The organism is Agrobacterium sp. RC10-4-1 (genome assembly GCF_014138475.1).
In the GTDB taxonomy this organism is placed as follows: Bacteria; Pseudomonadota; Alphaproteobacteria; order Rhizobiales; family Rhizobiaceae; genus Agrobacterium; species Agrobacterium pusense.
The window spans coordinates 283,294-296,710 of sequence record NZ_JACJIT010000005.1 but is presented as its reverse complement, the minus strand read 5'-3'; the positions used below and the strand labels follow the sequence as shown (position 1 = coordinate 296,710).

Annotated in this window: 14 protein-coding genes; 7 read left to right on the top strand and 7 right to left on the bottom strand. The window is 60.2% G+C overall.

Translation table 11 applies throughout. The annotated features are described in order from the left end of the window. Positions 1–62: 62 nt before the first annotated feature. The gene (locus tag FHW77_RS15875) at positions 63–416 is read left to right on the top strand and encodes a DUF1491 family protein (RefSeq protein WP_004440678.1); all 354 of its coding nucleotides are present in this window, start codon (positions 63–65) and stop codon (positions 414–416) included. Positions 417–487: 71 nt separating this feature from the next. Here the strand turns inward: FHW77_RS15875 and FHW77_RS15870 are convergent, their stop codons facing one another. Further along, positions 488–1,423, bottom strand: coding sequence for a DUF2336 domain-containing protein (locus FHW77_RS15870; RefSeq protein ID WP_210277022.1), 936 nt, complete (start codon positions 1,421–1,423; stop codon positions 488–490). A 553-nt stretch (positions 1,424–1,976) separates the two neighbouring features. Between FHW77_RS15870 and FHW77_RS15865 the strand changes: the two genes are divergently transcribed. Further along, positions 1,977–2,165 carry a hypothetical protein gene (locus tag FHW77_RS15865; RefSeq protein WP_004440680.1) on the top strand — a complete coding sequence of 63 codons (189 nt, stop codon included), beginning with the start codon at positions 1,977–1,979 and terminating at the stop codon, positions 2,163–2,165. 20 nt (positions 2,166–2,185) lie between these two features. On the opposite strand, the gene FHW77_RS15860 is transcribed toward FHW77_RS15865, so the two are convergent. The 3 genes from FHW77_RS15860 to FHW77_RS15850 all read right to left on the bottom strand — a co-directional run bounded on the left by FHW77_RS15860 (position 2,186) and on the right by FHW77_RS15850 (position 4,033). Further along, positions 2,186–2,734 carry a DUF1254 domain-containing protein gene (locus tag FHW77_RS15860; RefSeq protein ID WP_004440682.1) on the bottom strand — a complete coding sequence of 183 codons (549 nt, stop codon included), beginning with the start codon at positions 2,732–2,734 and terminating at the stop codon, positions 2,186–2,188. Continuing rightward, a complete protein-coding gene (locus tag FHW77_RS15855) occupies positions 2,727–3,314 on the bottom strand; it encodes a DUF1214 domain-containing protein (protein ID WP_004440683.1) in 588 nt (195 codons plus the stop codon). The genes FHW77_RS15860 and FHW77_RS15855 overlap by 8 nt, the downstream gene beginning before the upstream one ends. Before the next feature lie 110 nt (positions 3,315–3,424). Beyond that, positions 3,425–4,033 (bottom strand): LysE/ArgO family amino acid transporter, encoded by a 609-nt coding sequence (locus FHW77_RS15850; protein WP_004440685.1) that lies wholly within the window; start codon positions 4,031–4,033, stop codon positions 3,425–3,427. A 103-nt stretch (positions 4,034–4,136) separates the two neighbouring features. Between FHW77_RS15850 and FHW77_RS15845 the strand changes: the two genes are divergently transcribed. After that, on the top strand, positions 4,137–5,036 hold the full coding sequence (locus tag FHW77_RS15845; protein WP_004440687.1) for a LysR family transcriptional regulator ArgP: 900 nt from the start codon (positions 4,137–4,139) through the stop codon (positions 5,034–5,036). A gap of 243 nt (positions 5,037–5,279) precedes the next feature. On the opposite strand, the gene FHW77_RS15840 is transcribed toward FHW77_RS15845, so the two are convergent. From FHW77_RS15840 to FHW77_RS15830, 3 genes are all read right to left on the bottom strand, one after another. Next, complete coding sequence (locus FHW77_RS15840) at positions 5,280–6,575, bottom strand: serine hydrolase domain-containing protein (RefSeq protein WP_051674143.1); 1,296 nt, start codon at positions 6,573–6,575, stop codon at positions 5,280–5,282. Positions 6,576–6,600: 25 nt separating this feature from the next. Next, positions 6,601–8,043, bottom strand: a complete 1,443-nt coding sequence (locus tag FHW77_RS15835; RefSeq protein WP_004440689.1) for an alginate export family protein — start codon at positions 8,041–8,043, stop codon at positions 6,601–6,603. A 341-nt stretch (positions 8,044–8,384) separates the two neighbouring features. Further along, a complete protein-coding gene (locus tag FHW77_RS15830; protein ID WP_004440690.1) occupies positions 8,385–10,577 on the bottom strand; it encodes a transglycosylase domain-containing protein in 2,193 nt (730 codons plus the stop codon). Between the two features lie 253 nt (positions 10,578–10,830). On the opposite strand from FHW77_RS15830, the gene FHW77_RS15825 reads away from it, so the two are divergent. The 4 genes from FHW77_RS15825 to FHW77_RS15810 all read left to right on the top strand — a co-directional run bounded on the left by FHW77_RS15825 (position 10,831) and on the right by FHW77_RS15810 (position 13,396). Next, entirely contained in the window at positions 10,831–11,310 is a 480-nt protein-coding gene (locus tag FHW77_RS15825; protein ID WP_044458749.1) for a YcgN family cysteine cluster protein, read from the top strand. A gap of 170 nt (positions 11,311–11,480) precedes the next feature. After that, entirely contained in the window at positions 11,481–12,305 is an 825-nt protein-coding gene (gene blaOXA, locus FHW77_RS15820; protein ID WP_044458750.1) for a class D beta-lactamase, read from the top strand. Positions 12,306–12,339: 34 nt separating this feature from the next. Beyond that, positions 12,340–12,948: a class I SAM-dependent methyltransferase gene (locus FHW77_RS15815; protein WP_044458751.1), complete on the top strand. Its 609-nt coding sequence runs from the start codon at positions 12,340–12,342 to the stop codon at positions 12,946–12,948. A 67-nt stretch (positions 12,949–13,015) separates the two neighbouring features. Continuing rightward, positions 13,016–13,396: a YkvA family protein gene (locus FHW77_RS15810; RefSeq protein ID WP_004440697.1), complete on the top strand. Its 381-nt coding sequence runs from the start codon at positions 13,016–13,018 to the stop codon at positions 13,394–13,396. Positions 13,397–13,417: the final 21 nt, after the last annotated feature.

Sequence of the window (13,417 nt, the reverse complement as noted above, 5' to 3'; positions counted from 1 at the left end):
AGCTTAAAAATCAACATCGAAACCCCACCCACCTAGGCAGCGCAAAAATCGAAAGCAAACCCATGCGCCTCAAATCCGAAATGTTCGTCTCAGCCCTCATCCGCCGCGTCTTTGCTGCCGGTGGATTTGCCGCTGTCGAAAAGAAGGGTGCGGAGGAGGCGGGGGCGATATTTGTCCGACAGAGGCTGCGTGACGGCCGCGAAAACCTCTACGGGCCCGCGCCGCAAAGTTTTGCCGATGATGAGGATATCCGAGCCGAGCGCCGTTTCGAAACGCGCCTTGCCGGTGCTGAAGGCGAAGAAAGCACAGCTCTTCTGGAAAGGGAGCGACGGTTCGACAGTGACCTGTGGGTTGTCGAAATAGAGACCGACGAAATCGGAACATTGCTGACGCTGGTGGACCCGCCCGGGGCCTAGTTCCAGCAGCCCCTTGTGCCTTGGCGTTTTCAGCCGAAGATGGCCTGCGCTGTCGAAAGCGCAGGGCCCTGTTATCCCTGCGTTCCCGTTCTCTGCGTGGCCGGGTTATTGCGGCCCGGCCGCTCGCGGCCATGGGTGTAGCTGTCGGCGCGCCGCCAGCTTTCCAGCCGCTCTTCGCATTCCACGGTGTTGAGACGGTCAAGCAGGGCTTCCGCCCGGCTCATATCGCCTTCTGCGGCGGAAAGGTGCGGATAGAAGCACTGCAAGACGAAGGCCGCCTCGGAAAATTCCATGCCGAGGCCGGTCAGCGTGGTGGCAAGCTGCGTGCCCGATATATCGAGCATGATGCGCTCCGACAGCCAGTAGCTGGAGGAGAGGGAATCTGCCAGCGCCACCGCGAACTGCCGCGCATTGCGTTCGCGGGCGAAACGCACCAGCAGCGCGTCCTGCACCTCGCTGAGGCGGCGAAGGCCGAGGACATCGCTTTCCGGGCGGTTGAGATGGCGCGCCATCTGCTTGATCCGCTGGCGCATTTCCTCTTCGAGCGCGGAAGCCGCGGCGATGTTGTCCGTCTTCACTTCCGCCTTAGGCGCTTCGATGCTCGCCGCTGCCGGCGGTTCAGTGGCAGGCGTTTCCTCTTGCGGTCGCTTGAGGTCTTCGATGTGCCGCAGGCCCACGAGCGCGTCGATGACGGTGGGGGAGAGGTCCTCCCGCCGGACGATGGCGCGTGCGTGGGCGGCCCCTTGCGTGCGGGCAATGGTGATGAGCGTGTCGTCGTCGAGGCACTTCGAGGCAATGAGGAAAGGAGCCGCAAGCGAAATCGGCTGGCAGGCAATGAAGAAGGCAACCGCGGAAGGCACGTTCGGGTGCTGCGAAAGGGCGGCAATTGCCTCCCGCTTGGCTTCATCGGTGGAGGCATTAAAAAGCGGCATGAAAAGTTCGGCGAATTGCCGGAGATCCGTTTTTGACGGAAGGGGAACATTCTCGAAATTCGTCACGGTGGCCATCAGCACCACATCTTTCTTCCTCACGGCTCTTGGCCTCTCAAGTTCTCGAAACCGGTCGGTCAACGCACTACCCAACAAACGCAAACACAATATCGGTTCAATTTAGAGCAAATCCGTTGACGTCCTGTTAACTATGGGTGCCACCAAGAGAGAAACCGCCAATATCAACAGGCAAATTTTAAAATCGTGTGGTGGGGAAAATGCCGCGGAACTTTGCGGCCTCGCCTTTGTTTTCAACGGGTGTGGCTCGGCAAAGGAGAAAACGCCACCCGGTCATTAGGGTTAACGGATCATTAACCTCTGTCTGTTTGTAATTTCATGGGCAGTATTAGGATTCCATGTTATTCTGAAATCCGGAATAAGAGCCGAACCGGCGTCTGATGCCTGAATGTCCGCATAGCCCAGCGTTAAAACCCGCGATGGTTTTCAGGGATATGCGAAAACCAGCCTGTGGGCTGGATTATGCGCAATGTGATGGTGATGAAATTCCCGACGCAAGACGAGGCTTGCGCGGTTCCCATGGGCAACATTGACTCCCGAAGAGGAGAAGAGCATGGCAGACATTATTCCACTTGTTGACGCCCGACGAAGCCTGCGTCCCGCAGGCGTGGTCAGCACGATGATCGGCCCCGCGAAAGTGGTTCTGTTCACCGGCGTTCGTTATGAGAAACGCGACAGCGAGCCGGCAGGCAAGGTTGCGCGCAAGGGCAAATCCGCACCGGAAACCGCCTTGAAATCCTGATTAATATAAATAAGCCGCCGTTATTTCCACGGCGTCGGCTGGCACTTTGCCTCGTTCAGGAACCGTTCCGCCTCTTCGCCGAAACTCGGCTGCGGTACGAGGGTCCTCAAAACCACATATCCTTCCGTCTGATCCGATTCCGCCAGAATTGCCTGTGAAAGCGCGGGCGGTTGCGCCTTGCGGATGGCGGCGATCTGCACCGCATCTGCCACCAGAATATCCATGACGCCGGCGGCGGATGTGCGGTCATTCATGCTGAACACCTCGTTCGAGGCCTTGTCGTAAACCGCCACGGACCAGAAGGGCACGGCCCCGATGGCGGTCAGCCGGATCGGCTGTTCCTCAATATTGAAGGTGCATACGGCCACCCGCATGAAGGGATCGCCGCTGCCCAGCGTCTTTTTTTCCGTCGTTTCTTCAAGCAGATGGAACAGGTGCGGTTTTCCTTCCGCCACTGCCCGCGTATAGGCGTCGCGATTGCTGAAGTGCGGTATCGCCAGGAGAATGATGACGTGCAGCACGGCCGCGCCGACGAGACCGGTGACGATGGCGAGCAGGACCCTAAGCATTGCCACACCCCAGCTTGCGGATCTGCGGCATGGAAATGTCGATCAGGCCGGAACTGCCGGCCACAGGCGTGTCGAGCAGGGTCAGGACGAGCTTGAAGGTCTGTCCCTGAGGCACCGCGAGCCAGTTATAGGTCTGGGCATCCGGAGCAATGGTGATGTCTATGCCGCCATCGGCGCTGCGCAGAAGCGTGCGGGAATTGAGTGCGAATGGCCGTCCGGCATCCTCAGCCAGCACATTGCCCTGTTGATCGGCGGTGTAAAGCGTCCAGAAACGTGCTGGTGGCACAGCCCCGGCCAGCCGGTAGCGGCATTCGCCGCTCAGGCGCTGGCCCTCGCTGTCGACGGACGCGGTGAAGGCCAGCCCCTCCGCCGTTCCGTAAAGCAGCTTGCCGGCGTCAGCGCGGTGCGACTTGGCATAAGGATCGGCCTCGATCGTCTGCGCTTCCGGAAACGCGTCCCAGGAACCGATGCGGATCGAACCGAAACCGGAGGTCGCTTCAAGCGCCGCGAGCGTTGCGGCAATACCGCCGCCAAAGGCGATCAGAAGGGCGATGCCGACAAGGAATGGAACTCGGAACACGCTGTTTTCCCGTTTATGAACAGGTCGAGGACTATCACTGATTCCCTGTTTGGAAAATGGCGCGGCTTGTTTAGTCCTCGTGAAAGTGACTGGAGCGCGAAATTCCTGGACTATGCGCCCATGACGAGCTTGAAGGCGATGGCCCACATGGTGATGGCGATGACGCCTTCGAGGATGCGCCAGGCGGAAGGTTTTTCGAAGATCGGTCGCAGCCAGCGCGCTCCGTAGCCCAGCGAAAAGAAGAACAGCAGCGAGCCGGTGGCCGCCCCTGCGGCAAAGGTCTTTTCAAAGCCGGGAAACTGCGTGGAAATCGTGCCGAGCAGCACGACCGTGTCGAGATAGACATGCGGATTGAGGAAGGTGAGGGCCAGGCAGATGGCCAGCGTCTGCCACAGGCTCGCTTCCCGTCGCTCGGCCACTGACAGCGCTTCCGACGAACGCAAAGCCGAGTGCAGGCTTTTGGCACCATACCAGATGAGGAAGGCGGCGCCGGCATAACGCATGATGGGATCAAGCGCCGGCATGATGGCGCTGATCCGCTGGAAACCGAACACGCCGACGGTAATGAGCAGCGCATCCGATATCGCACAGGTGGCGCAGACGGCAAACACATGCGAGCGCGCCAGCCCCTGTTTCAGCACAAAGGCATTCTGCGCGCCGATGGCGACGATGAGACTGAGGCCCATGGTGAGGCCGGTAAAGAAGATCTGGATGTCCACGCCCGCTACCGCTTTTTGTCGAAATGATATGAAGCAGGGCTTGGATATTTCCCCATGACGGATTAATCAAATTAAACGATCTCAGTCAGGATAAGAACTACTAATGCTGGACTATCCCGCAATGCGCGCTGCGGCGCTGGTTGTTCAGACCGGCAGCTTTGAAAAGGCGGCGCAGGCACTGCATGTCACGCCATCGGCTGTTTCCCAGCGTATCAAGCAACTGGAGGAGCGGCTGGGCGTGGTGTTGATCGTGCGCGGTAACCCCTGCGTTGCAACGGAAAAGGGTGAGTGGCTCTGCCGTCACATGGATCACGTCGGCATGCTGGAAAGCGAATTGTTCCGCCAGCTACCGGCCTTGGCGGAAGCGGGAGCGGCGCAGGAGCGGGTGACGCTCAACATCGCCACCAATGCCGACAGCCTGGGCACATGGTTTCTGGATGCGGTGTCGAAATTCACCGGTAGCAGCGATTATCTCGTTAATATCGCCGTCGACGATCAGGATCACACGGTGGAATGGCTGCGCGCGGGCAGGGTGCTCGCCGCCGTGACCGCCCATGACAAGCCGGTGCAGGGGTGCCGGGTCACGCCGCTCGGTGTACTCAGATATCACGCGACCGCCAGCCCGGATTTCATGACCCGCCATTTTGCCGAAGGAGTAACATCAGCGACGCTCGCCTGCGCGCCGGGCTTGACCTTCAACCAGAAGGACCGGCTGCAGGCGAGCTGGGTAAGGGAGGTGCTGGGTGAAGACATTGCCTACCCGACGCACTGGTTGCCTTCGACCGATGGATTTGTGAAGGCGAGCCTTGCCGGCATGGGCTGGGGGCTCAATCCGGTTCAATTGGTGGGGGAGCATTTGCAGGCAGGGCGGCTGATGGAGGTCGTTCCCGGCACGCCGCTCGATATCCCGCTCTATTGGCAGGTCAACCGGCTTGCGGCGGAAAGGCTGGCGGGGTTGACAGATATGGTGGTGGGGACGGCTAGGGCGAGGTTGTTGGTGTGAGGCATCGCGGAGCGTGGAGCTTGCGGCTTACCCCCTCTGTCCTGCCGGACATCTCCCCCTCAAGGGGGGAGATCGGTATGCGGCAAGGTTTGGCCTATCTCAACGTTAGAGAATGAAGTGGCGATGTCGCGTCTTGCCGATCTCCCCCCTTGAGGGGGAGATGTCCGGCAGGACAGAGGGGGGTAAGCCGCAAGCTCCGACAGAAAACTTCAGTTGTTTCGCACCGGCTTCACCGCCTCGCCCTCACTGCTTCCCCGCCTGTTCCATCAAATAACGCGCCACAGCCTCATAAGCCGGTAACGATGTCGCGTCGTTGGCGGCGTTGCTCGCGACGGGGTGCGAGGAAAAGCGGGCAATAACCATTTCGGCGGCGGGATCGACATAGATCGCCTGGCCGTGCACCCCACGCGCCATGAAAGCGCCGTTGGCATTGTGGGTGATCCACCACATGGCGCGATAGCTCCAACCCTGCAGCGCCGGATATCCGCCTTTTGCGAAAACCGCCTTGTCGCCGCCTTGACGGATGGCGTCGATCGCCTTTTGGGGAATGAGCCGCTCGCCGCCCATCGTACCGCCGTCCAGTAGCAGCTGGCCGATGCGCGCCATGTCGCGCAGGCCGGCATTCAGCCCGCCGCCGGCAAAAGGCGTGCCGGTGGAATCGACGGTGTAATAGGCGTCCTGTTCGGCGCCCATCCGGCTCCAGATGCGCTCGGAAAGCAGCTTTGCCACCGATTTTCCCGAGGCGCGGGCAATGATCCAGCCAAGCGCATCGCTGTTGATCGTCTTGTACCCGAAGGCGGAACCGTGTTCTCCCTGCTTCACCACCGTCTTCAGATAATCGAAATAGCTGCGAGGGCCTTCGTAACCCTCGGGCTTGGGAAGCGGATTGCCAGCGGCGGAATATATCCATACGTCGGCATTGGGATCGGCGTAGTCCTCGCTGTAACGCAGGCCGGTCGTCATATCCAGCACCTGCCGGATCGTCGCATCGCCGAACGCGCTTTTTTCAAGTTCGGGAACAACGGTCGCGACTTTGGCATTCTCGTCCAGCGTCCCTTCGGCAACCAGCATCTCGCCCAGAAGCCCGGTCAGCGATTTCGTTACCGACATCGCCCCGTGCTGCCCCGTATCGTTGAGGCAGCCGGAGTAGCGCTCATAGACAAGCACTCCCTTGTGCAGCACGACGATGCCATCGGTATAGTTGGCCGAAAGCGATTGCAGCCAGGTCATGTCCTGCTCACCGCCGGTCGGGCGGAAGGTCACGGCGTCGATGGCGGGGTCGGGCTTGCGCTCAAGGGCCGCTGGCGCGCCGAGCCCACGGCTGACATTGACCGTCGGCATCAGCTGGCGGAAGTGACACACTGTCCAGCGCAATTTCGGAAAGTTGAAATAGTCGCTGTCCGAAAAGCGGATGATCTCGTCTTCCGGCGGCGGAAAGCCCTGCATCCAGCCGAGCTTCAGCGGGTCCGACTGCTCGGCTGAAAGCGGCGCGGCTTGCTGACTGGCAGCGGCATAGGGGTAAGCCAGAACAGGCACCATGGCTGCAAGAAGGACGGGCAGGGTTCTAGAAATTGACGATGACATTGACGAAACCTCCAAGCCAGTTCGGCGAACGCTCTGCCGTCAGGGAATCCATGCCCTTGCCAGGGAATGAAATGCTGACGCCGGCGGTGAGATAGGTATTGGCATTGATGATGCGCGAATATTCCAGATAGAGATCATCGGCGAGATGGCGGTTGCCGACGCCCGCAACGGGGGTGGGCGTGCCGTCGATGTCGTCGAGCCGCGTGCCCTGTCCAAACTGGATAGGGCTATCCAACTCGTTGGCGCGGATATGCGCGTAACGGAGCGTCCATGTATCGGCCTGCGTTGGCTTCACCTGCAGGCTGATCTGATGGGCATTGACGTTGGAATTGAGAAACATCATCGAGGACTTCGTGCCCGTCGACCATGCGCTCGGATTGCCTTCGTAATACAGCGGATCGAAGCGTTCGAGACGCGAGGTTGAAGGATCGTCGCCGGAGAAGGTCTGAAAGCTGTAGGCGATCGTCGGCATCCATGAAACATCTTCGAAAGCATAGCCGATCTGGGCGCGGCCGCCCCAGGCTGCAAGGTCGATGTCGGGATTCCATTGATAGGCGATATCGCCGCCGATGAAAAATCCCGGCAATGGCGCGCCGAACGGATTGGTACGGGTATAGGCGTTGATGAAGCTCAAGCCCTCGCGCGCACCCGGCATGATGACCGGCGCGCCGATGCCGCCGGCCGCGGCTCGAGGGTAAGGCGAGCCGGATTCCGGCACATGGCCGAAGGTAACGCCGAAATATCGACCCTCGTGCGGTTCATAACGCAGATCCGCTCCCAAGATCTTCGTCCCGCTGTCCTTGTCGGATAATTCATTCGCGTCGATGAAAAAGGCCGTGGCCGTCAGGTCATCCTTGCCGAGCCGGAGGATCGCCGCCTGCTCCCAAGCCTTTCTCGGCCCTAGTTTCAACGCGCCACGCTCAAAACCGCTTGATCCGCCATTGGCAATCAGCATGCCCGTTCCCGTCTTGAACGGACGCGGCCCCAGGGAGATATCGAAGAACGGGCCGCTCTCCGCCTTCGAGCGCAGGCCGAGATAGCCGTCTTCGAGTGTCACGGCGCCCGTGCCACCGGCATCGAAGGCGTCGGTGCCGAGCGTGCCGGAGGCAACGGCCGAGATTTTTCCATAGACCTGAAGCCGGTCGCCGGCGTCGGCGGTAAAACCGATGCCGGGCATCAAATAGCCCTCAAGCCAGCGCGTGTCGCTGTCGAAGCCGGCGTCCGGCGCAAATCGATCGGCAAAGTTCCAGAACAGGTTCTGTTCGGCAACGGCATTGATGCCGGCTTGAAAATACAGGCGCAATTCAAAACCCGGCTCGTCGATCAGCAGCATGGGGTCCTGCGCATGTGCCGCATCCGCTGCAAACCACAGTCCGGCGAGAAGAGCAACCGCCGCCGCGCGCGTTTCCGCCGCATCATTCATGCCGTCCTCCGGGGCGCGCTGTTATCGCACAAGAGATAACCGCATCCACTTAGACATGAATTGACTGGCTAGGTCCATTCAATCTTGAAGTGTAAAAACAATATTGCGGAATATTACGTCTTGAAAGGCTCGGATAAAGGCAGTTTGCGTAGAGTTTCCGTAAAATACTATTATATTATTCGTAGGCAGGAGAAGCCTGGATTGGTTTCGCACCTCATTTTCGTCGATGGCAGATCGACCATCCCGGTCATGGAGGCAACCAAGGATTGTTTAAACGTGCAGGATTCCGCCTGTTATTCCTTCTAGAGTCTCACGATACCTTATAGGGATACTGAAACACCCTAACGCCGCGCGGCTTCGTCTTTGTTATCGCGGATGGCGGCATCCGCCACCTTCTGCGTCGTCACATTCAGCGCCGTGGCTTCCTTCATCTTCCGCCCGATGGAGCGGATTACACGGGTCGCCTCGGCCGAGAGCGAGCGGGGACGGGTGAGGGCCGGCAGGGCGGGTGTGCTGCTGGCTGCGGCTGCCACTTCCGCAGAAGGCTGCGGTCGGGCGCCGGTCGGCAGCGGGTTCTGGATGCCGGGGATGGGGCGCAGCTCCATGCCCTGATGGGCATAGTCCATCAGCCGCTTGAAGGTCATGGCGGGCAGCGCACCGCCGGTCATGTTGTTCATCGGCGTGAAATCGTCGTTACCGAACCAGACGGCGGTGGTGTAGTTGCCGGTAAAGCCCACATACCAGGCATCGCGATAGGCCTGTGAAGTGCCGGTCTTGCCGCCGGAGACGATGCCATTGTCAAGCGCACCGCGCCGCGCCGTACCCATCACGGGAATGGTCACCAGCATCTGGTTCATCTTCGAATTGGCGTCTACGGACAGCACGCGTTTGGCGGGCGGCTCGTCATGGCTGAAATCGTAGAGAACATTGCCCTCGTAATCCAGCACCTGCTCGATGCCGTGGCGGCGCGACTGCATGCCGTCAGCCGGGAAAACGGCATAGGCGGTGGCCTGATCCAGTACCGTCACTTCCGATGTGCCGAGCGGGATGGTCTTGTCGCTGCGCAGCGGCGTGGCGACACCCATCGCCTTGGCGGTATCGACGATGACCTGCGTGCCGAGCACGTCCTTGGCGAGCCGGACCGGCACGGTATTGTAGGACTTGGCGAGCGCCATCTGCAGCGTCACCTTACCCGCATAGGAGCGGCCGTAATTCTGCGGCGACCAGCCGCGCCATGTTACCGGCGCGTCGGAAATCAGCGTTTCCGGCTTCATGCCTTTTTCCATGGCGGCCGAATAGGTATAGACCTTGAAGGAGGAACCCGGCTGGCGCAGCGCCGCCGTGGCGCGGTTGAACTGGCTTTCGCCATAGTCGCGGCCGCCCACCATGGCGCGCACGCCACCGCCATTTTCGATCATCACCATCGCGCCCTGCTTGACGCGATACCCTTCGCCGAGTTCGCGCAGGCCCATTTCCATCGCCTGTTCGGCCGCCTGCTGCAGGCCGGTGTCGATGGTGGTGCGGACGACGACGGTGTGATCCTTGAACTTGCCCGCGGCGGCCAGCCGCTGCACTTCGTCAAAAGCCCAGTCGAGGAAATAATCCGGCGCCTTCACGTCTTCGCGGTCGATGACGGTGGCGGGGTTGCGGCGCGCGCCGACCACCTGCCCCTCGGTCATCAGCCCGCTCTGCACGAGGTTGGAAAGCACGGTGTTCGCGCGGGCACGCGCCGCCGGAAGGTTGACATGCGGTGCATATTTCGCTGGCGCTTTGAAAAGCCCGGCCAGAATGGCGGATTCCGAAAGCGTCACGTCGGTGAGGTTCTTGCCGAAATAAAACTGCGCGGCCGCAGCAGCACCAAAGGTGCCGCCGCCCATATAGGCGCGGTCGAGATAAAGGCTCAGGATTTCCTTCTTCGACATGTTGGTCTCGAGCCACAGCGCGAGGAAGGCTTCCTTGATCTTGCGCTCCAGCGAGCGTTCATTGGTGAGGAAGAGGTTCTTGGCGAGCTGCTGCGTCAGCGTCGAGCCGCCCTGCACCACGCCGCCGGCGCGGGCGTTTTCGCTCATGGCGCGGGCAAGGCCGATGAAATCGATACCGAAATGGTCGAAGAAGCGCCGGTCCTCGGTCGCCAGCACCGCCTTGATGAAATGATCAGGCATCTGGTCGATCGGCACGCTGTCTTCATGGATGATGCCGCGATGACCGATGGTGTTGCCGTATCGGTCGAGGAAGGTGACTGCGAAGTCACCGCGATAACGCCAGTCCTTCTTGGTTTCTTCGAAAGCGGGCATGGCAAGCGCCAGAAGCACGACCGATCCCGCCGTTCCAAAGGTCAGCGCGTCGCAGGTGAGATTGACGAGGAGCTTCTTCCAGCCGCGGACATGCAGCTTGCGGGAGGCGATGGTGACATCTTCCCAGAAATCCACCAGCCTTGCCGCAGCCGTCCACAGGCCGGAGTCGATGAAGCTATCGATCCGGAGCAGGATATGCCGTTTTTTGCGGCCTTTTTTATCGTCTTTTTCTTCCTGCACCTGGCGATATTTCCTGTTTAAGGCAATGCGACCGTCGATATTCTGCGCTTCAACCCATTCCCGACGCAAAACCGTGGCATGGTTATGTCGGAAGTGCTTGACGTGGCGGCCTTTCGCGGGCCAATGACCCCTTCGCCGCCTGCCAATATGCTAAAATATCGTACAAACCAGCCCTTGGCGATACGATATAAAGGATTAGGGACCGGTTAAACACTCCCGTCCAAGAGATCAAAATGAAACGGAAATGTTAACGATGAATGACGCGCCGTTCTGGAGAACCAAATCGCTGACCGAGATGACCGGCGAGGAATGGGAAAGCCTGTGCGACGGCTGCGGATTGTGCTGTCTCAACAAGCTGGAGGACTGGGACACCGGCGAAGTGGTGTTCACCTCCGTCCGCTGCGTGCTGCTCGACGGCGAGAGCTGTCGATGCTCGGATTACGAGAACCGCCGTGCCACCGTGCCTGATTGTATCCAGCTTGACCTGAAGAAGGTTCACGAGATCGGCTGGCTGCCCCCCACCTGCGCCTATGCGCTGGTGCGCGATGGCAAGGATCTCTACTGGTGGCATTATCTCGTCTCCGGCGATACCGAAACAGTGCATCAGGCCGGCATTTCCGCGCGCGGCCGCACCGTCAGCGAGGCCGATGTGGATGTTGACGACTTCGAGGATTATGTGGTCGACTGGCCGCTGACGGTCGGCGAAAGGGCGGGAGAAAAGGAGCGGACGTGATGAAAAACGGCAATTTTCGTTTTGGTCCTATTCCTGCCCCATCAGCCTCCTAAAGGCATGTCATCCGAAAACGTGTCACGGTTTCGGGCTATGACTTGTCTGAAATCAAAGACAGCTTCCGGCTATTCCGGCAATTGATCCGCAAAAGCGGACGAGGGACATCAAAACGCATGCGCTACCGGCTGCCCGCCATCTTTCTTTCATGCCTTGCCCTTCCGGGGCTCCTGCCGTTTTCCGCTGACGCCCAGCAACAGCCCCAGGCCTTCGAATGCACGCTGGTCACATCAATCGAGACCGGCGCCATCATCAACCAGCAGGGCGCCTGCGACCAGCGGGTGGCGCCAGCCTCCACCTTCAAGGTGCCGCTGGCGCTGATCGGTTACGATGCCGGTATTCTCCAGGATGAAAAATCGCCCGCCTGGGACTGGAAACCTGGCACGGAGGCGCGCGCCTCGGATCGCAAGACGGTTGACCCGACCATCTGGGAGCAGGATTCGGTGCTGTGGTATTCCCGCGAAATCACCCGTCGCCTCGGCCCGGAAAAATTCGCCGCCTATGTGAAGCGTCTCGGTTACGGTAATGCCGATGTATCGGGCGAGCCTGGCAAAAACAATGGACTCACCCATTCCTGGCTGGGGGCGTCGCTCACCATCTCGCCGGTGGAGCAGGTCGGTTTCCTTCGCCGGTTGCTTGCCGGCAATCTGCCTTTCTCCCGCGATGCGCAGGCCAAGACGCGCGCCATCGTACCGGTCTTCGATGCGCCGGAAAGCTGGGCCGTGCACGGCAAGACCGGAACCGGCTACATGCGTGACGAAAAGGGCAACCCCGACCGCAACCGCCCCTTCGGCTGGTTCGTCGGCTGGGCGGAGCGTGAAGGCCAGCACATCGTCTTCGCAAGGCTGCGTGTTTCCGACAAGCCGTCAAACGAGCCGCTCGGCCCCGCCGTGCGCGATGCCTTCCTGCGCGATATCCCGCGGCTCGCCGTGCACAGGTAGGCGACGGCCCTCACACGGGAAAGGACATCAGCATATGTCGGATGCCTCTCGCGATGTCATCAAGCTCTATACCAAGCACGGTGCTGATTTTGACAATCAGCGCGGTCGTTCCCTTGTCGAAAAACCCTGGCTGGACAGGTTCACCTCGCTTTTGCCCGATGGCGGCTCCATTCTCGATATCGGATGCGGTTCGGGTGAGCCGATCGCTGGCTATTTCATCTCCAACGGTTATGACCTCACGGGCATCGATGCGTCGCTGCCGCTGATCGAACTTTGCCGCAGCCGCTTTCCGGAAAAACTCTGGGTGGTTGCCGATATGCGCGAACTGGCCCTCGGCCGCCGTTTCGATGGGCTGATTGCCTGGCACAGCTTTTTTCACCTGTGTCCCGAGGATCAGCGCCGGATGTTCGGTATCTTCCGCCAGCATGCCAATGAAGGTGCGGCCCTGATGTTCACTGCCGGGCCAGTGCACGGCGAAGCAATCGGTACCCTTCAGGGCAAGCCACTTTATCACGCCAGCCTCGCGCGTGAAGATTACGAAGGCCTTTTGGCCACGCATGGATTCCGGCTTCTGGATCACGTCCTCAACGATCCGCAATGCGGTGGGGCAACGATCTATCTCGCCAGGCGGATCGTATCATAGAGACCATTGCATAGTCCCCGGGGATCACGCATAGGATCGACAGGCCGGATGTTTCAGGGACTTTCCCATGCTCGAAAAGCTCAAGCGATGGGCGAAATCCATCAAGCGTGACGTTCACGCCCTTTATCTTGCCGCACGCGATCCACGCACGCCGCTTTTGGCCAAAGTGGTGGCGATGCTGGTCGCCGCCTATGCGCTTTCACCAATCGATCTCATCCCGGATTTCATTCCTGTCATCGGTTATCTCGACGATCTGGTCATCGTCCCGCTCGGCATCCTCCTTGCGGTGCGTCTTGTGCCGCCGCCACTGCTGGCGGAGCATCGATTGACGGCCGCGGCCGCGCAATCCCGTCCCGTCAGCCGCGTGGCTGCTGCCATATTCATCGCCCTGTGGCTGGCGGCGTCGTTCACGATTTTGTTTGCGGCAAAAAATTTCTTCTTCCCTTGACCTTCCCATCATGGGAAGCCC

What these genes read in the sequence shown, in the direction of transcription:
- FHW77_RS15875 (WP_004440678.1), top strand. Translation starts at nt 63, where the DNA reads ATGCGCCTCAAATCCGAAATGTTCGTCTCAGCCCTCATCCGCCGCGTC.
- FHW77_RS15870 (WP_210277022.1), bottom strand. Translation starts at nt 1,423, where the DNA reads ATGGCCACCGTGACGAATTTCGAGAATGTTCCCCTTCCGTCAAAAACG.
- FHW77_RS15865 (WP_004440680.1), top strand. Translation starts at nt 1,977, where the DNA reads ATGGCAGACATTATTCCACTTGTTGACGCCCGACGAAGCCTGCGTCCC.
- FHW77_RS15860 (WP_004440682.1), bottom strand. Translation starts at nt 2,734, where the DNA reads ATGCTTAGGGTCCTGCTCGCCATCGTCACCGGTCTCGTCGGCGCGGCC.
- FHW77_RS15845 (WP_004440687.1), top strand. Translation starts at nt 4,137, where the DNA reads ATGCTGGACTATCCCGCAATGCGCGCTGCGGCGCTGGTTGTTCAGACC.
- FHW77_RS15840 (WP_051674143.1), bottom strand. Translation starts at nt 6,575, where the DNA reads ATGGTGCCTGTTCTGGCTTACCCCTATGCCGCTGCCAGTCAGCAAGCC.
- FHW77_RS15835 (WP_004440689.1), bottom strand. Translation starts at nt 8,043, where the DNA reads ATGAATGATGCGGCGGAAACGCGCGCGGCGGCGGTTGCTCTTCTCGCC.
- FHW77_RS15825 (WP_044458749.1), top strand. Translation starts at nt 10,831, where the DNA reads ATGAATGACGCGCCGTTCTGGAGAACCAAATCGCTGACCGAGATGACC.
- blaOXA (WP_044458750.1), top strand. Translation starts at nt 11,481, where the DNA reads ATGCGCTACCGGCTGCCCGCCATCTTTCTTTCATGCCTTGCCCTTCCG.
- FHW77_RS15815 (WP_044458751.1), top strand. Translation starts at nt 12,340, where the DNA reads ATGTCGGATGCCTCTCGCGATGTCATCAAGCTCTATACCAAGCACGGT.
- FHW77_RS15810 (WP_004440697.1), top strand. Translation starts at nt 13,016, where the DNA reads ATGCTCGAAAAGCTCAAGCGATGGGCGAAATCCATCAAGCGTGACGTT.